The 23,022-nt window shown below is 69.3% G+C and carries 14 protein-coding genes; 11 read left to right on the forward strand and 3 right to left on the reverse strand.

The window, feature by feature from the left end:
- Nucleotides 1–3 precede the first annotated feature (3 nt).
- The 3 genes from ENSA7_RS16315 (at nucleotide 4) to ENSA7_RS16325 (ending at nucleotide 2,374) form a co-directional block, all read left to right on the forward strand.
- Entirely contained in the window at nucleotides 4–474 is a 471-nt protein-coding gene (locus tag ENSA7_RS16315; RefSeq protein ID WP_181233796.1) for an FHA domain-containing protein, read from the forward strand.
- On the forward strand, nucleotides 471–1,844 hold the full coding sequence (gene selA, locus ENSA7_RS16320) for an L-seryl-tRNA(Sec) selenium transferase (RefSeq protein ID WP_106090220.1): 1,374 nt from the start codon (nucleotides 471–473) through the stop codon (nucleotides 1,842–1,844). Before ENSA7_RS16315 ends, selA begins: the two co-directional genes overlap by 4 nt.
- A 62-nt stretch (nucleotides 1,845–1,906) precedes the next feature.
- The gene (locus tag ENSA7_RS16325) at nucleotides 1,907–2,374 is read left to right on the forward strand and encodes a hypothetical protein (RefSeq protein ID WP_106090221.1); all 468 of its coding nucleotides are present in this window, start codon (nucleotides 1,907–1,909) and stop codon (nucleotides 2,372–2,374) included.
- A gap of 81 nt (nucleotides 2,375–2,455) precedes the next feature.
- Here the strand turns inward: ENSA7_RS16325 and ENSA7_RS16330 are convergent, their stop codons facing one another.
- The 3 genes from ENSA7_RS16330 to ENSA7_RS45770 all read right to left on the reverse strand — a co-directional run bounded on the left by ENSA7_RS16330 (nucleotide 2,456) and on the right by ENSA7_RS45770 (nucleotide 11,188).
- On the reverse strand, nucleotides 2,456–6,442 hold the full coding sequence (locus ENSA7_RS16330; protein WP_146157759.1) for a VIT domain-containing protein: 3,987 nt from the start codon (nucleotides 6,440–6,442) through the stop codon (nucleotides 2,456–2,458).
- Between the two features lie 70 nt (nucleotides 6,443–6,512).
- Nucleotides 6,513–7,973 (reverse strand): serine/threonine-protein kinase, encoded by a 1,461-nt coding sequence (locus ENSA7_RS16335; RefSeq protein WP_181233797.1) that lies wholly within the window; start codon nucleotides 7,971–7,973, stop codon nucleotides 6,513–6,515.
- A gap of 299 nt (nucleotides 7,974–8,272) precedes the next feature.
- On the reverse strand, nucleotides 8,273–11,188 hold the full coding sequence (locus ENSA7_RS45770; protein WP_146157760.1) for a protein kinase domain-containing protein: 2,916 nt from the start codon (nucleotides 11,186–11,188) through the stop codon (nucleotides 8,273–8,275).
- Nucleotides 11,189–11,651: 463 nt separating this feature from the next.
- Here ENSA7_RS45770 and ENSA7_RS16345 point away from each other — a divergent pair, with 463 nt between their 5' ends.
- The 8 genes from ENSA7_RS16345 (at nucleotide 11,652) to ENSA7_RS16385 (ending at nucleotide 22,983) form a co-directional block, all read left to right on the forward strand.
- Nucleotides 11,652–14,117, forward strand: a complete 2,466-nt coding sequence (locus ENSA7_RS16345) for a penicillin acylase family protein (protein ID WP_181233798.1) — start codon at nucleotides 11,652–11,654, stop codon at nucleotides 14,115–14,117.
- Nucleotides 14,118–14,215: 98 nt separating this feature from the next.
- Nucleotides 14,216–14,659 (forward strand): CBS domain-containing protein, encoded by a 444-nt coding sequence (locus ENSA7_RS16350; protein WP_106090226.1) that lies wholly within the window; start codon nucleotides 14,216–14,218, stop codon nucleotides 14,657–14,659.
- Nucleotides 14,660–14,903: 244 nt separating this feature from the next.
- On the forward strand, nucleotides 14,904–15,494 hold the full coding sequence (locus ENSA7_RS16355) for a TetR/AcrR family transcriptional regulator (RefSeq protein ID WP_181233799.1): 591 nt from the start codon (nucleotides 14,904–14,906) through the stop codon (nucleotides 15,492–15,494).
- Nucleotides 15,495–15,499: 5 nt separating this feature from the next.
- Nucleotides 15,500–16,474, forward strand: coding sequence for an efflux RND transporter periplasmic adaptor subunit (locus ENSA7_RS16360; RefSeq protein ID WP_181233800.1), 975 nt, complete (start codon nucleotides 15,500–15,502; stop codon nucleotides 16,472–16,474).
- A 16-nt stretch (nucleotides 16,475–16,490) separates the two neighbouring features.
- Nucleotides 16,491–19,646 carry an efflux RND transporter permease subunit gene (locus ENSA7_RS16365; RefSeq protein ID WP_106090229.1) on the forward strand — a complete coding sequence of 1,052 codons (3,156 nt, stop codon included), beginning with the start codon at nucleotides 16,491–16,493 and terminating at the stop codon, nucleotides 19,644–19,646.
- A 47-nt stretch (nucleotides 19,647–19,693) separates the two neighbouring features.
- On the forward strand, nucleotides 19,694–21,337 hold the full coding sequence (locus ENSA7_RS16370) for a TolC family protein (protein ID WP_181233801.1): 1,644 nt from the start codon (nucleotides 19,694–19,696) through the stop codon (nucleotides 21,335–21,337).
- Nucleotides 21,338–21,371: 34 nt separating this feature from the next.
- Nucleotides 21,372–21,947: a hypothetical protein gene (locus tag ENSA7_RS16375; RefSeq protein WP_146157761.1), complete on the forward strand. Its 576-nt coding sequence runs from the start codon at nucleotides 21,372–21,374 to the stop codon at nucleotides 21,945–21,947.
- Nucleotides 21,889–22,983, forward strand: a complete 1,095-nt coding sequence (locus ENSA7_RS16385; RefSeq protein ID WP_146157762.1) for a hypothetical protein — start codon at nucleotides 21,889–21,891, stop codon at nucleotides 22,981–22,983. The genes ENSA7_RS16375 and ENSA7_RS16385 overlap by 59 nt, the downstream gene beginning before the upstream one ends.
- Nucleotides 22,984–23,022: the final 39 nt, after the last annotated feature.

Genomic DNA, 23,022 nt, shown 5'->3' on the forward strand with positions numbered 1-23,022 from the left:
CCCGTGTCGGAGTTCGTCGCGCGCCTGATCGAGTTGGGCGAGGGTCGAAACGACCGGGCCCACGACCTCTCGCTTGGGGATCACGTGCTCGGGCGCGGCGTCGGAGTCGACGTGACGCTCGACCATGTCGACGTCTCGCGTCGCCACGCCGAGCTGGTGGTCACGCCCGATGGCGCAATGATCCGCGATCTCGGCAGCAAGAACGGCTTCATCGTCGACGGGCGGAGTGTCTCGCAGGCCAGCCTCGAGCATGGATCGCGCGTGACCTTCGGAGAAATGCGGCTGCGCTTCGAGCATCATGGTGCGCGGGTCGACCGGTTGCTCGCGCGCAGCGGCGAGCTCACCGTCCGCCGTCCCAAGCCCGCGACCAACCCCGCGAAACTGGCGGTCAAGCGGCGGCCCTCGCTGCTCGTGCCGATCGTGGCGACCTTGACCTTCACGCTGCTGCTGACCGCGCTGTTGGTGCTGGGATGACCCAGGATCTCCGCGCGCTCCACCTGCGCAAGCTCCCGGGGGTCGACCGCGTGCTCGAGCACCCGCGGCTGACCGAGCTCGGGCTGCGCCACGCGTTGGTGCGGCGGGTGGTCGTCGACGCGATCGCAGCCGAGCGGGCTCGGGTCGTCGCGGCGCTCGACGCCGCCCGCGACCCCAGCCCGCCGGTCGCCGAGCTCGATGCGCTCGCCGCCGTCGCGCGGGCGCAGCTGGATCGCTGGCTGCAGGTCCACCCTCGGCCCGTGCTCAACGGCACGGGCGTGCTGCTGCACACCAACCTCGGTCGCGCGCCGCTGTCGGCGGCGGCCCGGGTCGCCGTCAATGATGCGGCTGGAACCTGCGATCTGGAGCTCGACCTCGACGACGGGAAGCGCGGCAGTCGGCTGGCGGTGCTCTCGCCGCTGCTGGCGGCGCTGTTCGAGGCCGAGGACGCGCTCGTCGTCAACAACGGCGCGGCGGCGCTGCTGCTCGCGTGCACGGCCCTCGCGGGTGGCGGTCCGACCGGTGGGGTCGTGCTCTCGCGCGGGCAGCACGTCGAGATCGGCGACAGCTTTCGCGTGGCCGAGATGGCCGCGGCCGGCGGGGTCCCGGTGATCTCGATCGGCAGCACCAACCGCACCCACGTGCGCGACTACGTGGCCGCGCTGCGAGGCCGGCCCGCCGCGGCGCTGCTGTGGGCGCACCAGAGCAACTTCGTCCAGGCCGGGTTCGTGCACGAGCCACAGCTCGCGGAGCTCGCCGAGGTCGCGGGCTCGCACGGCGTGGCGCTGATCGCCGACCTCGGGAGCGGGTCGCTGGGACAGCCCCCCGGCGAGCCAACCGTGAGCGACTACCTCATGCAGGGCGCGACGATCGTCAGCTTCTCCGGCGACAAGCTGCTCGGCGGTCCGCAGGCGGGGATCCTCGCCGGCTCGGCCGACGCGATCGCACGCTGTCGTCGCCACCCGCTGGCCCGCGCGCTGCGGTGCGGCAAGCTGGCGCTCGCGGCCCTGCACGCGACCGCGATCGCCCACGCCAGCGCCAGCTCGCCGCGCTTGCCCCTGCACGACATGCTCGCAATTGACCAAGCGCAACTCCGCACACGCGGCGTGCGCCTGTGCCAAGCCCTCGGTTGGCCACTGGATCGCGTGCAGGACACCGAGGCCACGATCGGCGGCGGCTCGCTGCCGGGCCAGCTGATCCCCAGCGTAGCCCTGGTCGCGCCCGGAAAGGCCCACCAGGTGGCGGCCCGGCTGCGTCGTGGGGACCCACCGCTGGTCGGGCGGGCGCGAGAAGATCAGCTGTGGATCGACCTGCGCACGCTCACCGAGATCCATGACGACCTGTTGTTGAAGTGCCTGCGCCCGCTCTGAGGCGCGATCTTGGCGCGATCTTGAGCCTTGGTGGAAGCGCGGTTCGATCGGACACTCCCCCGATGTCCGCCCGCGCCCCCTACGAGCTGTTCGTCGACAGAGAGCTGTTCGTGGTTCGCTGGCGCGACCCCACCGACGCGGGCGCCCGGGGCCTCGCGGTCGAGGTCGAGCGGCAGCACCGTGTTGTCGGCATTCCGCTGGTGTTCGTGTTCGTGATCGGACCCGACTGCCCGCCGCCGAGCAAGCAGACCGCCGAGCTCATGCTGCGCCATCACGAGCGGATCTACGACATCACCCAGACCGTTCGCGCCCTGGTGCTCGGCGGCTCGCTCCGCCAGACGGTGATGCGCAGCGTGCTGACGGCGATGACCCTCGCCGCCGGCTTGCGCGGCCAGCCCTTCGCCGTTGACAAGACCACCGCGGATCTTGCTCGCGTGGTTCAGCAGATGCTGGGACGTGACGCGGACCAGCTGGTCCAGGCGATGATCGCCAATGGAATCGTCACCGCCGCGGAGGCCGGGACGGCCTGAGGCTCGAGGACAGGACCAGCACGAAGGCCTACTAGAGCGCCGATTGGCCCCGTTCCTCGAGCTCCGTCGCAATCCGCCCGATCAGTTATCCCACTGAGTGAGGGCGACCCGCTTGGTCCCCGGCTCGAGCGACAGCGTGAAGCTCTGCCGCCCAGTCGCGGTCTTGATCGTCAGCTTGGCACGGACCGGCGACTCGCTGTTGGACTCCGGTCGCGTGACCTCGATGAAGACCGTGCCGTTGACCTCGCGCAGCGTCATGATCTCGACCCGCTCCGCCCCGTCTCGCTCCTCGCGGATGCGCACGGACTCCGGACGCAGGACCGAGAGCCTGCGCCCGCGACGATCGATGAACGCGAGGTCCAGGTTCTCGGCGGCGGTCCAGCGCAGCTCGGCGCGGAGATCCGCGTTGCCGTGGAGGCGGCTCGTTGGATCCTGCACGACAGGGGCATCGATCGCGCGCTCGGCCTGGCTCAGCGCCTGCTTGGCCTTGGTCGAGTTGACGCTGGTGCGGGCGCGGCCGAGCGCCGCGCGAGCCTCGGTGGTCCGGCCCGCGGCGGCCAGACACTCGACGTACGCGGCCGCGAACTCGCCGTTGGCCGGATCGATGCTGACCAGCGCGCGACGGTGGGAGCAGGCCCGCTCGAAGTCACCCGCGAGGGTCAGCGCGTCGGCCATGCGCCCGTGCAGCTTGGTCGAGAACGGCTCGACCTCGACGGCGCTGGCGTAGGCGCGCAGCGCCAGGGGATCACCCGCCGCCGCGATCTCGTCGGCGAGGGTCAGCAGCGCGGGCGAGTGATCAGGATCGGCGGCCGCCCAAGCTGCCGCGAACGCGAGCGCCTGCGGATGCCGGTCGCGGATCGCCCGACGCACGAGATCACGGTGGGCCTTGCGGCTGCCGGGATCGGCGTCGCGGGTGCGCTGAAGCTCGGCGATGACGTCCAGATCGCCGCCACTTGGGCCGCCCGCGGTGCGCAGCGACATCTGCGGGGGACGCCAACGCGACTGCTTTTCCCACTGCTGGTTGTGGGGATCCGGCAACCCGCCGCCGTTCCATGAGTCATTGCTGGCACGCCGGTTGGGCTGGCTCGCGGACTTGGACTTGGACTTGGACTTCTTCTCGTCACTCTTGGGTGGCGGGGCCGGAGCGAAGCCGCCGCCGCCCTTGCCCGAGCTCGAGCCCGACGCACTGGACCCGCCGCCGATCAGCCCGTCGATGCTGTCGCCCTCCGCCTCCTCGGCTTCAAAGTCGCCGCCTGGTGCCGGGCCGAAGCTGCGGTCATCGAAGGGATCCTCGTCGGCAAAGTCGGGCGCGGGCGCGGGCGCGGCGTTGGGTGTGGGGCTGGGTTTGGGTTTGGGCTTGGACTCGGCAGCCGCGGCGTCCTTCGAGTCTGTCGGCTTGGCTTCCTTGGCGGGCTCGGCTGGCACGGCAGCTTCGGGCTCAGGCTCGGACGTGGGCTCGGCCTCGGCACCGCCAGCTGGCTCGTCGCTCCAGCTGTCCTTGTCCTCGGCCTTGCGAGCGACGTTGAACTCCCGAAACATGCGGTCGTTCTCGAGCACCAACAGGGCGGTGAAGCGCGACAGCACGTTGTACTCGCGCGACAGCTCGACGATGCGATCGGCCGCGGCCGCGCCCTCGGTCTGGGTGAGGTGGGTGATCTCGTGTTGGGCCCAGGTGCGGGGGAGGTGGGCGTGAACGACCCCGCCGCGCCCCGGCTGAGGGGAACCAGCGGCGCCGGGCTTGGAGTACTCCGCGTCGAGCATGACCTGGAAGCGCTCGTCGATCGCGGTCGCGGAGTCGCGGCCCTGGGTGTTGTGGAGCCGAACGTCGCCGCGCAGCATCGAAGCGTCACCGTCGGCGAGCTTACCGACCAAGGTCAGCGAGTCGCCGGGTCGGAGCGCCGGGATCGCCTTCGGGTAGACGTCGGTCAGACCCGGCGGGAGCTCGAGCGCGAGGTCGCGGGCGACCGGGACCTGGGCCCGCAGCCGCAGCTCGCGGGCGATCTTTTGCAGGTCATCGCGGGCGTCAGTCTGGATCAGATCGCCGCCGCTCTGGCGCACGAGGTTGTCGAGCACCAGCAGATCCGAGCGCGCACCCAGGGCGACCGCCTGCACGCGCAGGTGGCCGAGCTGCTCGCGGGCGAGGGCTCCGAGCTCGTCGGGCGTGAGCGCCCCGGAGGTCGGCACGCCGTCGCCCAGATAGACCACGACCTGCTCGACCTGCTCGGCCGGCTCTGGCTGGTTGCGCTGCTCGAGCTCGCCGAGCGAGGCGCCCGCGCGCTCGAGCATGTTGCCGATGTCGCTGGCGCCCGCGAGCCGCTGACGGTTCAAGAACCGGTCGACCTCCGCGAGCGAGTCTCGCGAGCTCGCGCCCGACATCGCCCGCATCCCGCCCTCGAGCTGATCGCAGGCCGTGTCACACGCGAGGATCGTGAACCGATCATCGGGCTCGAGGGTCGCGAGCATGGCCTCGGTCATGCCCTGCGCCGCCGACCACAGCTCGGGCGTGGTCCCGTGGCTGCGGTCGAGCACGAACGCGTAGTGGACGGGCTTGCGCGTGGCTCCGAGCTCGAGATCGGGCCGCAGCGTGAGCATGAAGTAGCCCTGGCCGTCGCGGTCGCGGTGGGTCGCGGCCATCACCCGGCGCTGCTCCTCGCCCGGCAGCGGCAGATCGACGCCGAGCTCGTGGGTGGGCTGGTAGTCGCGCTCGTGCATCGACAGCGCCAGCTGCCCGCCGCTGTGCTCGCGCGCGAGCTCGGCCATCGGCGTGGTGACCTTGGCCAGCGCCGCCGCGTCGAGCCCGGCCTCGTCGATCTTCACGTTGAACGTGAAGTCGCCGATCTCCGTCGCGGTCGCCCCGGAGCCGCCCATTGGATAGCGGTAGCGCAGCGCCTCGCCGACCGCGGGCAGCACCTGCGTGTAGGCGATCTTGATGCGCCGCTCACCCTTGCCGGGGATCGGGAAGATGTTGAGCTTGAACACGCTGCCCTGCTCCCACTGCAACAGCGCGGGATCGCGGGGCACGGTCGCGTCGACGATCTGCCGGAAGATCTGCCGCGCGCGCTGCTTCTCGAGCATCTCGCCGCGCATCCAGGTGTCGCCGACCAGCAGCTGAAGATCCGAGATCGACGCGTCGGACGGCATCGGAAACTGATAGATGCCCTCGAGGGTCTGGCCCGAGTCGTTGTGGAAGGCCTGCTCGATCTCGGTCCGCGCGATCCGCCCCGAGATCGTGACGTTGACGGTCTGCTCGGTCAGGCGCAGCGACTGCCGCTCGACCTGGGAGCCGGCCCGCCGCGCGACCAGGCTGCCGACGCCCTCGGGGATGTCGTCGACGATCTGGGCGCTGCGCTCGAACGCTGCCGTCCACGCGGTCTCGTGCAGCGGGGTCAAGCTCAAGGTGGGGATCAGCGCGGCCGCGAGCAGGGTCTCGTCGGGTGGGGTCAGCGGTCGCGCGGTCGGGGCCGCGGGCGTCGAGATGCTCGCGCCCGGCCCCAGCGGAACCTCGCGCCCGGCCGTGTGCAGCCGGGCCCGACCCTGGACCACGCCAAAGTGGCGGGTGTCTCCGGCGTGGTGCAGCTCGACCTCGCCACGCTCGACGAGCAGGCGGTCGTCCGCCGCGAGGACCTCGAGCGGGGCAGCGTCGGTGAGCACGACCAGGCGGCCACGCGTGAGCTCGATCTGCTCGGGCTGGTCTGGGCCGCGCGCACCCGGGAGTCGCAGGCGGCTGTCTTCGTCCACACGCAGGCGCTGGCCGCCGCTCAGCTCGAGCTCGACCCGGGTCCCTCGCGGGAGCTCGAGCCACTGCCCCGCGTGGACCGTCGCGCCCTCGCCCAGGAACGCGCCCTCGGGCAGATCTGGCGAGCCGACCCCGCGGCTGCCGCGGATCTTGGTGATCTTGCCCGCGACGGCGTCCCCGGGACCGCTGGGGTCTGGATCAGCCTGCTCGGCCCCGGTGCCGGGGGTGCCGGGGTTTGGGGAGCTCTGGCAACAAAAGACCCCGCCGACGACTCCAACGAGGAGCATGGGCAGGGCCTTGAGGATCACGCGGGGGCGGGATGGTTCGGACATGGCGGAGGCTTCGATCGGCGGGGACCGCGAGAGCGGGTCGCCGCCCAACGCCGGCCTGGGAGGGAGTCTTTCAGCGCGAGATCGCGGCGCGCAGCGGCCAGAACAGCAACCCGAGCGCGAGCAGGGTCAGGGCCAGCAGCGTCCCCGTGGTCGGATCCGCCAGGGCGTTTGTCGAGCCTGCGATCGTCAGGCCGCCGACGATCCCGGCGCACAGCGTGAGGACGATGTGCTGGGTGCGGATCGGCGCCGGCTCGGGCTCGGACGTGGCCACTGGCTCTGGCGCTGGCTCGGGCTCGGTCTCGGGGGTGGCCGCTGGCTCTGGCTCTGGCTCTGGCTCTGGCTCTGGCTCTGGCTCTGGCTCGGCCGCTTGCGGGGCCGGCCGCGTGATCGCCCGGGGCACGATGATGACCTCCCCAAACCCGCTCTGGCCCGCGCCCAGGGTCGGCGAGAACGCGTCGAGCACGGCCTCGATGTCGTCGGTCAGCGCGCGAACCGTCGGGTAGCGATCGTCGGGGTTGGGGGCCATCGCCCGGTTGACCACGTTGATCAGCGAGTCGGGCACGCTCGGGCCGGTCTCGGTCAGCGGCTGCACGTCGCCCTCGGCCACCTGCAACAGCAAGCGGGTGAAGTCGGTCGCGGAGTAGGGCGACCGCAGGCACAGCAGCTCGTAGAGGATCACGCCGAGCGAGTAGATGTCGGATCGCCGATCGAGCGGCTGGGCGCGGACTTGCTCCGGCGACATGTAGCGCGGCGTGCCCGTGGGGCGGTGCGGCGAGGCCGGCTTGCGATCCATGAGCGGGTCGGGCAGCAGCTCGCGCAGGCCCTCACCGGCCGGCCCCGGGAGCGGATAGGCCAGGCCCCAGTCCATGATCAGGACCTCGCCGTACTGGCCGATCATCACATTGGCGGGCTTGAGATCGCGGTGCAGGACCCCGCGCTCATGCGCATACGCGATCGCCTGGCACAGATCGATGAACAGCCGGACCCGCCGGAGCGCGGTGAGGTGCTCGGCGGTGATCACCTCGTCCACCGCGGTTGGATCGGTGCCCTCGGCGTTGGCCTGCTCGACCCGCGCGAGCGCACCGAGTAGCTCGTCGAGCGAGGTCCCGTGCACGAACTTCATCGTGAAGTAGAGATCACCCTGATCATCGAGGCTGAGGTCGTGGACTGGCACGATGTTGGGGTGATCGAGGTGCGCGGTGACCCGCGCCTCCCACAAGAATTGTCGCAACGCCGGGCTGCTGTTGGCGCGATCGGGGTGCAGCCGCTTGACCGCGAGCTTGCGCATCAGGTCGTGATCCCAGACTTGATCGACCTGGCCCATGCCGCCGCGCCCGAGCAGCCGCAGGTGCTCGTAGCGGCGCGAGGACTCGCTGAGTGACACCGCCGAGAGCTCCGCGTCGTCGGTCCCCATCCGGTTCATGGACAGCGACCGCGTGCCCAAATTGGCGTGAGCTCGACCGAGCGTGATCAATGTCGAGGACACGTCGACGACCGTGCCGTCGAGCATGGTGCCCCCCGCGTCCGACATTTCTGCGACGCTCTCTTCAACACTGCGCGGAGCAAACTCCATTGCGTTAGACCCCTTCGGGCACTCGGTACTCTGCCATAGGCGGCCGCTTCGCGTTCGTTCGCTGACGCACTCGCATGTTACAATTGGGTAGTCTTGGGTGGTCTTTCAACCACTCTCATATCCTGCACGGCATGGTCGCTCGTCTCGCGGCGGGCCGCTCGGTCGATGCAGCGGCTAGTTGTACGCGCGCCGTCGCGATGGATTGAGCAATAATGCGCGTGGTCGCGAGTGGCTCGAAAGGACCCGGCGAACGACGTTCAGGGCGTCATTGGCGGGGGGCGATGCATGGCGCGCCACGCCTCGACGGCGGCGGCTCGCTCGGTCAGGCCCAGGCGCATGTAGATCGCGTGGGCGTCGTGGGCGAGCGTCTCGACTGGCGTCGCCCAGCCATCGAGGGCGGCGAGGGTCTGGGCCAGGTCGAACCGCAATTGTGCAGCTTGTGCCGTACCCGCCATTGTGGCCGGCCAATCGGCGAGGGAACGCTGCAATGGTTCACGGGCTTGGGCCGGACGCTCGAGGTTGAGCAGCGCGTTTCCGACCCCGAGCCGCGCGCTCACGACTTGCGAGCTGTCCATCGGGTGCACGCGCTCCGCCAGGCGCAGCGACTCTTGATAGTTCGCGAGCGCCTGCTGCCAGCGAGCGGCGCGTTGATGATCCGCGCCGAGCTCCAGCAAGATCAGGGCGCGATTGGAAAAGTCGTGCTCGGGGATCAACGCGAGCGCCTCGCGATAGCCCTGGGCGGCGTGTCCTCGCTCGCCGAGCTTGCTGTGCACGGTCGCAAGCTCGATGAGCAGCTCGGCGAGGTGTCGCTGCGCCGCGGCGGTCGGCTGCGAGTCGAGCAGCTGGCGGCGCAGCTCGACCGCGCGGGTCAAGCTGGCGCCCGCGGCCTCGTGGCGCCCGAGGGCCGTCTGCGCCCGGGCGACCTCGCGCAGGGCCTCGGCGAGCAGCGGACTGTGGTGCTCGCCGTGCCGCTCGTAGCTGGTCAGCGCGGCTTGGGCGTGGCGCAGCGAGAGCGTGAGGTCACCCTCGAACGCGGCCACGCGGCTGAGACTGAGCGACACGCTGGCGCGGGTGATCTCGTCGAAGCCCCGCTCTTGCATCTCGGCGAGCAGCCCTTCAAACAGCTCGCGCGCGCGGGCGGCCTGACCCGCGGCCAGCAACGCCTTGGCCAGCGCCTGGCGCTGGCGCTGACGCTCGAACGTGGGATCGCCGATGCGCTCGAGCAGCGCCTCGGTGTGCTCGAGGACGGCGATGGCCTCGGTCGCCCTCGAGCCTGACTCGTGGCCGGATCCCAGACCAGCACCCACGCCAGCACCCAGACCTGAATTCAGGCCCGAATTCAGACCCGAACCCAAGGTCCAGCCCAGCTCGACCATCGCCCGAGCCCGGACACGATCCGCCCCAACCCGCTCCGACACCCTCGCGGCCTCTCGCAGGTGGGCTTCGGCGTCGACCAGCGCGTCTTCGTCACGCTCGGCGATCGCGAGCGAGATCAGCGACTCGGCGAGCAGGGACCCGCTCGCGCGGCGGGCCGGGAGCGCGCGCAGCTTGGCGACGAGATCCTCCGCGCGCCCGCGCGTCTGGCTGTCGCCGCCCGCGAGCGTCAGCCAGCGCAGCTGCTCGAGCTCGGTGACGAGGGGCGTCGCAGCCTCGGCGTGAGCCCGAGCGTCCGGGGGATCATCGCCCGTGCACGCGTGTGGCTCGGGCAGCGCCGCGAGGGTCCGCGCGGCGTTCCTCAGCGCTCGGTCCTCGGCGTGCGTGAGCGCGGTCGTGAGCGCGCTGACCTGGGCCAGCTGACCGCTCAGGCAGGTCGCGCGGCGTAGATCGAGCGCCGTCGGCTCGTGGTGCGAGTGGCGGCTCTGACAGATCGCCTGGCGTGCCTCGACCCACTGCTTGGCCCACGCGCCGAGCTCCGCGACGACGCGCTCACCCGCCGCTGCCCCCGGTTGATCGAGCTGCGCGAACCGAGCGGCGAGCTGGTCTCGGGCCGCGGGTCCGAGCGTCGCGTCGAGCTCACGCTCGACGTTGGCGCAGGCGTCGACGGCCCCGGCCCGAGGGATCATGATCCCGAGCGCGACGGCTGTGACCGCGATGGCCCCGATCGCGGCCACCCGCTTGTGCCGACGCCGACGCGAGGGGTGTCGCTCGAGCGCGTCGAGCAGATCTTCCATGGTTGCGAAGCGATCGTCGGGCGCGACGGACAGACCCCGGAGCAGCACCCGGTTGAGCCAGCGCGGGGCCTTGGCGGGCAGGGTGACCTCACCCTCGCGGACCCGCTGGGCCAGCTGCTGCGCGGTCTGAGCCTGGAACGGGTGCTGGCCGTGGATCGCCTCGAACAGGGTCAGACAAAACGCGAATTGGTCCGAGCGTTCGTCGGCCCGCGCGTGCATGTGCTGCTCGGGCGCGAAGTACCGGACCCGGGCCAGGGCCTCGGCCTCGTCGGGGGCGGGTCGCTCGTCGGCGTCGATCGGCAGCGCCGCGAAGCTGCCGCTGAGTGGCCCGGCCCCGCAGCCGGCCTCACCCGCTGCATCGCCGACGCTGTCTTCACTCTGGTCGTCGTGCTCGGCCGGCTCGGCATGCGCCCCAGCGTCGAGCAGGTCCGCGTGCGCGCTCGAGATCCTTGCGAGGCCAAAGTCGAGCACCCGGACCTGCCCGTCCCAGCCGACCAGCACATTCTCGGGCTTGAAGTCACGGTGGATCACACCAGCCGCATGGGCGGCCGCGAGCCCCTGTCCGGCGCTGATCAGCACGGGCAGCACCTCGCCCCACGGACGCGGGGTCTGCATCCACTCGCGCAGATCCTTGCCCTCGACCAGCTCCATCGCCAGGTACAGCGCGCCACGGTGGACGTCGGCTGCCCAGATCCTCACGACCGCGGGGTGACCCAGGCGCGCGAGGGCGCGGGCGTCTCGCAGCACTCGCTCGGCGGCGCGGCGGCTCGGCGAGCGCAGCAGCTTGAGGGCGACGCGGCGCTCGGCGGCCGGGTCCCATGCGTCGTACACCACGCCCATCGCCCCGTGGCCCAAGATCCCGCGAACCTCGAAGCCCGCGAAGCGCTCGCCGACCGCGAGCTGGCGGTGGCGGCTCGCGTCGCGCAGATCTTCGTAGCTGTCGCCAAGCGTGACCGTGGGGCCGTCGGGTCGCGCCGGTTGCTCGAGGCGTCCTGCCGTCAAGCTGTCATCGAACACATGAACACGCTAGCAGACAATGGTTCAGGGCGTACGGGAGAAGCGAGGGGGTCGGTGGCGCGGCTTCGGCAACCGCGGCGATGTTGCGTATGCGCGTTCCGGTAGCGCGTAGCGAGCCGTCAGCCGACCGCTGTTCCTAACACTGTTTGTTTGGTGAACCGTCGTGGCTCCGCGACCACGCTCGCCCTGGCCGATGCCGTCGTCGTCGGTCGGACATGGCGTGCCGAACTCGTCATCGTCGTTACAAGCGATCGTCCAGACACGCCGCCGCGCCCCAGGCTGATCGTGAGGAGCAGCCCCTGCGACAATCGCGGTGATCTCCAGCGCCGCAGCATTAGCACTGGCGAGCGCACCCACGGCTGCGTGCGCCCAGGCAGAGCGCGTGCGTGCCATGCCGAGCTCGACGCGGCCCGTTGACCGCCGATCCACGCGACTCTACCGTTCGCCGATGCTTCGCTTGTCTCGCCGTCTTCCCTGCGCGCTCGCGCTGTTGTTGCTCCCGCTCGCCTGCAGCGACGACGCGCCCGCCGACGCTGGCGAGACCGCGGAGACCGGCACGGGCGAGACCAGCAGCGACGACGCGCGCTACGCCGCCAACATTCGCCGCACGACTCACGGTGTCGCCCACGTCACCGCGGACAACTGGGGCAGCCTCGCGTTCGGCCAGGCCTATGCGTTCACCGAGGACAAAGGCTGCCTGCTCGCGGATCAGATCATCAAGGTCCGCAGTGAACGCGCGCGGTGGTTCGGCGCCGGCGAGGCCAACGTCAACATCTATACAGACTTCGCGTATCTGCAGCTGCACGTCTACGAGCTCGCGCAGCAGCAATTCCCGGAGCTCGACGAGACCGTGCAAGACGGGATCCTGGGCTACGCGGCAGGCTACAATCAGGCGCTGGCCGAAGGAAAGATCGGCGGCGACTGTGACGGCCAGGCCTGGGTGCCCACCGAGCTCGATCACATTGATCTGTTCGCCTATTACATCGACCTTGGCCTGCTCGCGAGCAGCCGCCAGGCGATCACCGCGGTCGGCTCGGCCCAGCCACCCGGTGGCGCCGCGCCTGCCGACCCGGCCCCGCACTTCTCCACGCTCACGTCGCACCGCGGCGAGCTCGGCAGCAACGGCTGGGCGTTCGGCAGCGACGTCACCGCCAGCGGTCGGGGCATGGTCATGGGCAATCCGCACTTTCCCTGGGAGGGCGAGCTGCAGCTGTGGGAGAGCCACCTGCGGATCCCGGGCGAGTTCGAGGTCTACGGCGTCGGCCTGCTCGGGGTCCCGGGCGTGCTGATCGGCTTCAACGAGCACGTGGCCTGGACCCACACCGTGTCCGACGGCCACCGGCTCACGCTCTACCAGATCACCTCACCGCCCGGCGAGCCGACCAAGTACTACTACGACGGCGAGGTCCGCGACATGCTGGCGGAGCAATTCACGATCGACGTCATGGAGGACGACGGCACGATCACGCAGGAAACCCGCACGATGTGGCGGACTCACTACGGGCCCATGGCCGCGCTCGAGCCGTTCTACTGGACCTCTGCGCTCGCGCTCAGCTACCGCGACGCCAACATCGACAACTTCGTGCTCATCGAGCAGTTCCTGCGCATGAACATGAGCACCAGCCTGGGCGAGTTTCAGCAGGTCCACACGGAGGTCGCCGGGATCCCGTGGGTCAACACCATGGCCGCCTCGGCCGACGGGCGGGCCTGGTACATGGACTCGACCCCCACGCCCAACCTCTCGCAGGCGGCGATCGACGCCTGGACCGAGCGCAAGGTCTCGGGCTTCACCAAGGCCCTCGCGGATCAGGACATCTGGTTGCTCGACGGCAGCGACAGCCGCGACGAGTGGCAAGCGGATCCCGGCGCGCGCAGCCCCGGGTTGATCGCGCCCGCCAACATGCCGCAGCTCGAGCGCAGCGACTTCGTCTTCAACGCCAACGACAGCCACTGGCTCAGCAACCCGCTGGCGCCGCTGACCGGCTACTCGCCGCTGCACGGGTTCGAGGGCACGGCGCGGAGCATGCGGACGCGGATGAACGCCCGCACGCTGCTCGATCTGCTCGACCCCGACGCGGGCTACGGGTTCGCGGGCGCCGACGGCAAGCTCGATCTCGACGAGCTGACCACGGCCGCGCTGGCCAACGGCGGCTACACGGCGCAGCTGCTGCGCGATGATCTGGTCGCGCGCTGCACTGGCGTCGATCTGTGGGACATCGGCGGCGGCGAGGTCGTCGATATCGCCGAAGCCTGTGATCTGCTCGCAACCTGGGACGGCAAGCTCGACCTGGACAGCGTCGGCGCCGTGATCTGGCGCGAGGTGCTCGGTGACTTCGACGCCGCCGCGTTCAAGGATGCTGGCACCCTGTTCGCCACCGGGTTTGACGTCGGCGATCCCGTCGACACGCCCCACACCCTCGCCGACGGCGACGCTCCGCTCGACGCGCTCGCCCGCGCCGTGCAGCGCCTCGACGAGGCCGGGGTCGCCCTCGACGCGCCGCTCGGCGAGGCACAGTTCACCCGCAAGGGCGGGCAGTCGGTCCCGATCCACGGCGGCAACGCGTCCGAGGGCATCACCAACCTGATCACCCACTCGCAGCTGCGCAGCGACCTGACCGCGGAGGTCCCCCGCGCCGAGGTCGTGTGGGATCAGACCGATCTGACCAAGGACGGCTACCAGGTCAACTACGGGACCAGCTTCATCATGTGCATGGAGTTCACCGACGACGGCCCCCGCGGGCGCGCGCTGCTCAGCTACTCGCAGTCGAGCGAGGTCGACTCGGGCTGGTATCAGGATCAGACCGAGCTGTTCTCGCAAAAGCAGTGGCGGCCGATGCTGTGGAACGAGGCGGACATCGCCGCGGATCCCAACCTGATCGAGTACGACGTGTCCGGCGGCGAGCCGCTGCCGTAGTAGCCGGCCGCGCCGAAGTCGGCCTGTCGCAGCCGCAACTCTTGCGACGCGGTTTCCCGGCTGATCCGAACCCGCTCACGCCGTGCTATGCGGGCCGCATGACCGCCGAAGCCATCATGACGCGCTCTGTGCTCACCGTGAAGCCGGACACGACGGTCCGTGATGCGATCCGTCTGATTGAGGACAGCGACATCCGCCACCTGCCCGTCGTCGACGGCACCACGCTGGTCGGGATCCTCAGCGACCGCGACCTGCGAGAGTATCGGATCCCGGTGATGCTCGAGATCGAGTACCTCGACGAAGCCGATCGCGACCGCGCCAACGACATCCTCGACACGCCGGTCAGCGAGGCGATGAACAGCGACATGATCACGGTCGACAGCGCCGAGAGCATCAGCGATGTGATCGCCGTGATGATCGAGTACAAGATCGGCGCGGTGCCGGTCGTCGATCGCACGACCGAAGAGCTGGTCGGGATCATCAGCTACGTCGACGTGCTCAGCTACACGCAGACGCTGCTCGACGTGTCCGATCGCGCGTGAAGCTGGGTTCGTGCGCGTGAACCGGATCCGATCTCTGCGTCTAGAACGGGCTGCGTAGAACGCGTGAGTTTGATATAACTATATGAAATCACGAGCATAACGAGATCTTCACCGATCGCATCCTTGACATGAACTCGGATTCATATCATGAACCGAGCCGCGAAACGCTGTTTGTGGCTTGTGTCACACGCGCGCGCAAACGCTCATGGCCAGTGCACAACCATCCAAGCGCAGCCGCCGATCCGTGCGAGAGGAGAGCCGCGCTGTCTACCGCGAAGCGATCGTCGAGGCGGCGATGCGGATCTTCGGGCGGACCGGGTTTCACGAGACCAAGATCGCCGACATTGCGACCGAGGCCGGGGTCGCCACGGGCACGCTCTACAACTACTTCTCGAGCAAAGAAGAGATCTTCGAGTCGATCCTGGACGACGGCCGCGCGTGCCTGGCCGCAGCGCTGGCCGAAAAAGCCAGCGTCGAAGATCCGCTGGCGCGCATGCGCGAGGTCGTGAAGGTGATGTTCGAGTTCCTCGAGGAGCACGGCATGCTGTTCACGATGTACATGCAGCTGGGCGCCAATCCGATGGACCTCAAGCGGGCCAACGACGCTGGCGACGAGGAGTTTCGTCAGCAGCTCCTGGGGCTGCTCGCAGGCTCGATCGCCGAGGCGGGCGAGCGCATGCGCCCTGACTTCTCTGCCGAGACCCTCGCGTGGGTGTTTGGCGGGCTCATCCACGGGGCGATCACCGAGTGGATCGTCGGCGGCTGCCAGCCCGGATTGCGCACGAGGACGGACACGATTATGGAACTCTTCTTGAACGGGGCGACACCGCGATGACGCACATGAAAAAGATTGGATTGCTGGCACCGCTGGCGCTTGGGTTGGTCTTGCTGAGCGGCTGCGATCAGCAACAAGAAGGGGAGGCGCTGCCTGCTGCGACCGGCGAGACCGCGCCGCCACGGGCCGAGATCACGGCTCCGGTCGACGCGGCGGCAGCCGCCAACGCCGACGCGAGCTCGACCCACCGCTGGGTCGGCACGGTCCGCGCCAAGCACCACGTCGAGCTCGCGCCGGGCATGACCGGCGTGATCTCCAGCATCGCCGTCGAAGAGGGTGACACCGTTGAGGCCGGCCAGCGGCTGTTTCGGATCGAGGGCTCCTCGGTCCAGCTGGCCGTGTCGCAGGCCCAGTCGGTGGTCGCGTCGGCGGAGCTGCAGCTCGCCGAGGCCGAGCGCGAGGCCGAGCGGACCCGCAAGCTGGCCGAGCGCGGCACGGTCGGCAGCGCCAACCTCGAGCGCGCGCAAGCGGGGGTCGAGGCCGCCAAGGCCGGCGTCAAGCAGGCCAAGGCCGGGACCGCGCTGGCGCGCTCACGGACCAGCGACCTCAGCGTCGAGAGCCCGATCTCGGGGGTCGTGACCGCGAAGTACAAGAACGTCGGCGAGGTCGCGACAATGATGCCGCCGACGATCGTGCTGGTCATCGACGACATCTCCACCGTCGAGGTGCGGGTCCGCGTGCCCGAGCTCAAGCTGCGCGAGATCGACATCGGCAGCCCGCTCGGCGTGTACTTCCCGGCCCTCGACCAGCGCCTCGAGGTCCCGCTCACCCGGATCGGCGACACCGTCGATCCACGCTCGCGGACGATCGAGCTGATCATCGACGTCGCCAACCCGGATCTGCGCATCAAGTCGGGGATGTCGGTCGAGGTCGAGATCCAGGCGCCCAAGCCGAGCCCCGCGCCGGCTGAACAGGCGCCCGAGCAGGACGCCAAGAGCCCGACGGCGATGATCGCCGCGCAAGAAAACCGGGCCGGATAAGCAGAGGGACCACGCCATGAAGCTCGTCGACGTATCGGTCAAGCGCCCCGTGTTCGCGGCCATGTTGATCATGGCCCTGGTCGTGTTCGGGCTGTTCGCGTACCCGCGGCTCGGCGTGGATCTGTATCCGGCGATCGACTTCCCGGTCGTGACCGCCACCGTCGTCTACCCGGGCGCCGACCCGATGACGATGGAGAGCAAGATCGCCGAGCCGATCGAAGAGGCGATCCAGGGCGTCGCCGGGATCAAGCGCATGACCTCGCGCAACCTCGAGGGCGTGACCGTCGTCGTCGTCGAGTTCGAGCTCGAGGTCCAGTCAGAACAGGCGCTGCAGGAGGTCAAGGACAAGATCTCGGCGATCGAGCGCGACCTGCCGCCGGGCATCGATCCGCCGGTCATCCAGCGCTTCGACACGGGCTCGGCGCCGATCGCCTCGGTCGCGCTGGCCTCGAACCTGCCGACCTCCGAGCTCACCCGGATCGCCGACAAGGTGGTCAAGCAGCAGCTGCAGCAGATCCCCGGGGTCGGCAGCATCGACATCATTGGTGGCCGCGAGCGACAGATCCGGATCGAGGTCGACCCCGCGGATCTCGTCGGCTACGGGCTCGCCGTCGACGACGTCGCCCAGGCGCTGCGCTCCCAGAGCCTCGACCTGCCGGCCGGACACGTCACCCAGGGCACTCGCGAGTTCACGGTCACGACCCGCGGGGAGGTCCACTCCGTCGCCGAGATCACCGACATCGTGATCACCGGTGTCGGCGGGGCGGCGGTTCGGATCGGCGACGTCGCCGAGGTCGTCGACGACATGGAGGAGGCGCGCTCGGCCAGCTTCTTGAACGGCCAGTCGGGCATGGCCCTGGTCGTGCGCAAGAAGTCCGGGGCCAACACCGTCGAGATCGCCGATCGGCTCCGCGAAGAGATGATCGAGCTCGGCCCGCAGCTGGAGAAGCTCGGGGTCACCTACGCGATCCCCAACGATAACTCCACGTTCATCCGCAAGGCGATCGAGGACGTGCAGGTCGATCTGCTGGTCGGCGCCGGGCTCACCGTGTTGATCATCTTCGTGTTCCTGCACGACTGGCGCGCGACCTTGATCTCGGCGCTGGCGATCCCGACCTCGGTGATCGGGACCTTCGCTGTCATGGACTTCCTGGGCTTCACGCTCAACAACATCACGATGTTGGCGATGTCGCTGTCGATTGGGATCTTGGTCGACGACGCGATCGTGGTGATCGAGAACATCTATCGGCACAACGAGGAGCTCGGCAAGCCGCGCATGCAGGCCGCGCGCGAGGCCACCAACGAGATCGCGTTCGCGGTCATCGCGACCACGCTGTCGATCGTCGCCGTGTTCGTGCCGGTCGCGTACATGTCCGGGATCATCGGGCGGTTCTTCTACGAGTTTGGGATCACCGTGAGCGTCGCGGTGCTGATCTCGATGCTCGTCAGCTTCACGCTCACGCCCATGATGTCGGCGCGGTTCATGAAGCAGAGCCACAGCGCGAGCGGGGTCGCGCACCGCAAGTTCGTGCTCGCGCGGGCGTTTGATCGCGCGTTCGAGGGGTTCGAGAACGCCTACGTGTGGCTGGTCCGCAAGGCGCTGCGATGGCCGTGGGTTACGGTCGGCGCGGCCCTCGGCACGCTCGCGCTCTCGGTCGTGGTCGTCAGCCAGGTCCCGGGCGAGTTCATACCGGCCGAGGATCGCGGCGAGTTTGCGATCTCGATCGAGATGCCGACCGGGACCTCGCTCGAGGCCACCAGCGAGATCGCCGAGGCCGTCGCCCACGACGTCCGCGAGCACCTGCCGGGGGTCCGCGACACCTTCACCACGATCGGCGCGGGCTCGGCCCAGGTCAGCCAGGCGCGGATCAACGTCGCGCTCGAGGGCGCGCGGGCACGCAGCTGGTCGCAGGCCGAGGGCATGGCCTGGGTCCGCGAGCGGCTCGCCGATCTCACCGAGCAAGACATCGAGGTCGGCGTCGAGATGATCGACCCGTTCGGCGGCGAGGGCTTCCGCCAGCAGCAGATCCAGTTCACGATCCGCGGCAGCGACATGGACAAGATGGTCCGGGCCGCCGACGAGCTCGCCGAGCACATCGGCGGGATCGAGGGCTTCGTCGACGTCGACACCACCTACACAGGCGGCAAGCCCGAGCTGGCGATCGAGATCGACCGTGAGCGCGCCGCCGACCTCGGGGTCCCCGTCGCCCAGATCGCCGCGAGCCTGCGCAGCCTGATGGCCGCGGATCCAATCGGCACGCTCAAGGATGGCGGCGACGTCTATGACATCGTCGTGCAGCTACCCAGGCGCCACCGCGACGCGCTGCGCAGCCTCGACGGCATCACGATCCGCTCGACGACCGGGCAGCTGGTCGATCTCGCCAACGTCGTCCACATCGTCGAGAGCACCGGACCCAGCGAGATCGAGCGCCAGGCTCGCCAGCGGCAGATCGTCGTGCTCGCCGACCTCGACGGGCTGCCGCTCGCCGAGGCCATGGAGATCGTCGAGCAGAAGGCCGCGGAGGTGGTCCCGCCCGAGCTCGACACCGGGTGGATCGGCAACGCCGAGATGATGGAAGAGTCGTTCGCGGCGATGCTCGCCGTGCTCGGGCTCGCCGCGATCCTCGTCTACATGATCCTCGCCGCCCAGTTCGACAGCCTCACGCAGCCGCTGGTGATCATGGTCTCGCTGCCGCTGTCGGTGATCGGGGCGTTCGGTGGGATCTGGGTGTCGGGCATGACGCTCAACATCTTCAGCTTCATCGGCGTGATCATGCTGATGGGGCTGGTCACCAAGGCCGCGATCTTGCTCGTGGACTTCGCCAACGAGGAGCGCAAGCAAGGCGCGAGCCTCGAGGACGCGCTGAGCAAGGCCGGGCGCGTGCGGCTGCGGCCGATCTTCATGACCGCGGCGGCGACCGTGTTTGGGATGCTGCCGATCGCGCTCGCGCTGTCCGAGGGCGGCGAGACCCGGGCGCCAATGGCCGTGTGTGTGATCGGCGGAATGATCACCTCGACCTTGCTGACGCTGGTCGTGATCCCTTCGGTGTATCTCATCTCGGAGCGCATGGTCGCCCGGCTGTCTGGGGTCTGGGGCTTGTTCGGCAGCGGAGAACCTGGGCAACCAGAGCAGGCCGACGCGCCCGCGTCGAGCGACGCGCCGTCCGAGTGAGGCGACCGCGCTCGCTCGAGTGATCGTTGATTTTCATGGAGCCCGTGATGAACCGTTCGTGTGGCCTGTTGATCCTGCTCGCGTCACTCGCTGGCGCGGGCGCGCCAAGCCTGGCTTGGGCTGCGCCGCCGCTCGCCGCCGCCCCGCCGCCCAAGGTCGACCCGCCGGTCGCACCACCTGCGGGTCCGCCCGCCGACACCCTCGATGGGCCCAGCGCGGTCGAGGGCCCGGCCGCCGCCCCGGTGGCCGAGTTTGATGATCCGATCGTCGCCGCGCTGCAGCCGGTCGCGGGTGGGCTGACCGCCGATGAGGTCGCCAGGCGCAGCGTCGAGCGCTCGCCTGGCCTGGCCGCCAAGCAGGCCGAGGTCGCCGCCGCCGAGGCCCGCCTGGATCAGACGCTCTATCAGTTCATCCCCCACGTCGAGGCCAGCGCCACGTACACCCGGCTCTCGCAGGCGCGGCTCAACTTCGACACGGGCGCGGGTGGCTTCATCGTTGGCGCCCAGAACGAGGGCCTGCTCGGGTTTGGGCCGTGTGGTGACCTCGCGCCGCTCAACTGCGTCGTCGATCAGATGGGGCAGCCGGTCGGTGCGGTTCCGTTCGAGTTCGATCTGCCCACGCCCCCGCTCAACGCGTTCACCTTGCAGGCCCAGATCGGCGTGCCGATCTCCGACTACATCGCCCGGCTGCCGACCGCCAAGAAGGCCGGCAAGGCCCAGATTCGAGCCGCCGAGCTTGCGAGCACCGCCGAGCGCCTGACCACGCAAAAGGACGCGCGCTTGGCCTACTACGACTGGGTGCGGACGATCGCCAGCACCGTCGCGCTGCAGGAGTCGCTGACCCGCACGCAGGCCCGGCTGCTCGACGCCGAGGCGGCGTTCGAGGCCGGGGTCGCCAGCAAGGCCGACGTCATGCGGCTCGACGCCGCGGTCGCAACCTTGACCGCCGCGACGATCCGCGCCGAGAACTTTCGGCTGCTCGCCGAGCAGGCGCTGGCGCTGCAGATGGGCGAGTCGGAATTCGAGCGCTACCAGATCGGCGAGCAGCTGCTGACCCCCGAGCCGCCGCTGGCGGACGCCGCGGATCTGCAGCGCATGATTCAGGAGGCCGAGGACCAGCGCTATGAAATGCGCGCGTTCGAGTCGTCGACCGAGGCGCTCGAGTACGGCATCAAGACCACGCGGGCCGGCTACTACCCGCGCTTGGATGGGTTCGCCGAGGCCACCTACGCCAACCCCAACCAGCGCTTCTTCCCGCTCGAGGCCGTGTTCAACGGCTCGTGGACGGCTGGGGTCTCGCTGACGTTCGTGATGAACGACGCGATCAACAGCAAGATGAAGATCAAGGAGCTCGACGCCAACAAGCGTGGGCTCGACGCTCAGCGCGAGGCCCTCCGCCGCGGGCTCGCGCTCGAGGTCGCGGCCGCCCACGCCGAGCGGATCAGCGTGATGGCGGAGCTCGAGTACGTCGAGCGCGCGACCGAGTCCGCGGCCGAGGGCTACCAAGTCGCCGTGGATCTCTATCAAGTTGGCGACGCGACCACGACGGACATCCTCGACGCCGAGTACGAGCGGGTCGACGCGACGCTGCGCAACATCAACGCGAAGATCGACCTGCGGCGGGCCAACATCAAGCTGCTGTACGCGACCGGGCGACTCGAGCCGATCGAGACCGGCGACGCGACGCGCTAGAGCTGACGGGATGCGCTTGGGCTATCATGTCCCGATGCCCCACTCGTCCGCTCGCTCTCGGTCCGCGCTCACGCTTGCGTTGTTTGGCTCGTTGACCGGACTCGGCTGTCAGCACACCTCGAGCGGACCCGACGCGGGGAGCTCGGACACGGACAAGGGCGAGCCGCGGATGTGCACGTCGATGGGCTGCGCCGACCTGGCCGAGATCACGACCCAGCTGACGGCGGCCGGAGGCGCGCTCGGCTCGCACGCGTTTGCGATCGAGGTCGACGGCGAGGCGAAGACCTGCACGGTCGAGTTCACCAGCGAGACCGAGGCCGCGTATGGCAAGTGCTCCGACGGGGTCGAGCTCCGCTTCGGTCCGGCGATGCAGGGTCGCGAGATGACGATGGACGGGGCGGTCGGCTACACGGAGGACCCCATCCCGGGTCAGTTTCAGTGGCAGCTGTCGTTCCACGGGCAGCCCGCGAAGGTTCACGTGGTTCATACCCACGCTGACCAGACGATCGTCGATGCCAGCGCGGCGTTTGTGTACACCGAGCACCGGCCGAATGGGGCCGGGTGCGAGCCGGTCTGCAAGAGCGCGGCGATCGAGTGGACCGGGCCGTAGGGCGCGTCTGGCCGGTGCGACGGTCTCGCACTCCAAGCGGCGCGAACATCGCGGCAAAAAATTAACGCAGCAGCTGCAAAGCACATCTGCGGGGGCCGACATCGTAGATGTGCTGGGTAAGCTTCATCAAGGAACCATCGAGCTGTTCCGCCACGACCCTTGGCTCGCGTTCGATCTTCTCGGTGTCGAGCGGCCCGTAGCTGGGACACCAACTCCCCGGCAGGGCGAAGTCGAGCGCGAAGATCCCGAGGATCCCGACAAGGTCATCGTGCGCTACCCCGACCTCGTGCTGGTTCACGAGGTCGAGGTCCCCAAGCGCGGCATCGTCATTGGTGTCGAGGCGCAGGGGGCGTACCAGCGCATCAAGCGATGGCGGTTCCCGTACTATCAAGCCGTCCTGGCCGACAGCTACGAGCTTCAGACCTGGATGGTGTTCGTCTCGTACTGCCGCCGCATGTCGGCGGCGATTCGTGACTGGAAAGTGGGTCCACCACCTCGGATCGACGGCCTGCTGCTCGACGTGGACACCGTGCCGCGCCTCAGTCTCGAGGAGATGATGCGGTGGCCAACCGCAGGTGTGCTGGTTGGGGCCCTGCACGGACACGCGGGTGACAGCGAGGCCGCGCAAAATGGAGTGCGCGCGTGCATGGGCCTTCCCGAGAAGCGAAGGCATTCGTATATTGGTACGATACTAGCTGCGTTGTCAGAGCGAGAGCGGGCAGCGATAGAACAGGAGCTGAACATGGAAGAGAAGCACGAGATCTGGCAGATTGAGAAAAACAGCGGGACCTACTTGCGCGGCTGTAGGCACGGCTTGGAGACCGGTCGGCAGGAAGGTCGGCAGGAAGGTCGGCAGGAAGGTCGACGCGTGACCCTCGTCGAGTTGATTTTCGCGTTGCTCGACGTCCGCGGCGTCGCCTGTGAGGCGGACAGCGAAGCACGCCTTCGCGCATGCGAGGACATCGCGGTTCTCGAGCGCTGGGCGGATCGGGCCCGCGAGGTGACCGATGTCTCGGCGCTGTTCGAGGACGCATGAATTGCGAGGCCGAGCGAACGCGCGAGTGAGCCCAGATGG

It is taken from the genome of Enhygromyxa salina (assembly GCF_002994635.1).
GTDB lineage: Bacteria > Myxococcota_A > Polyangia > Nannocystales > Nannocystaceae > Plesiocystis > Plesiocystis salina_B.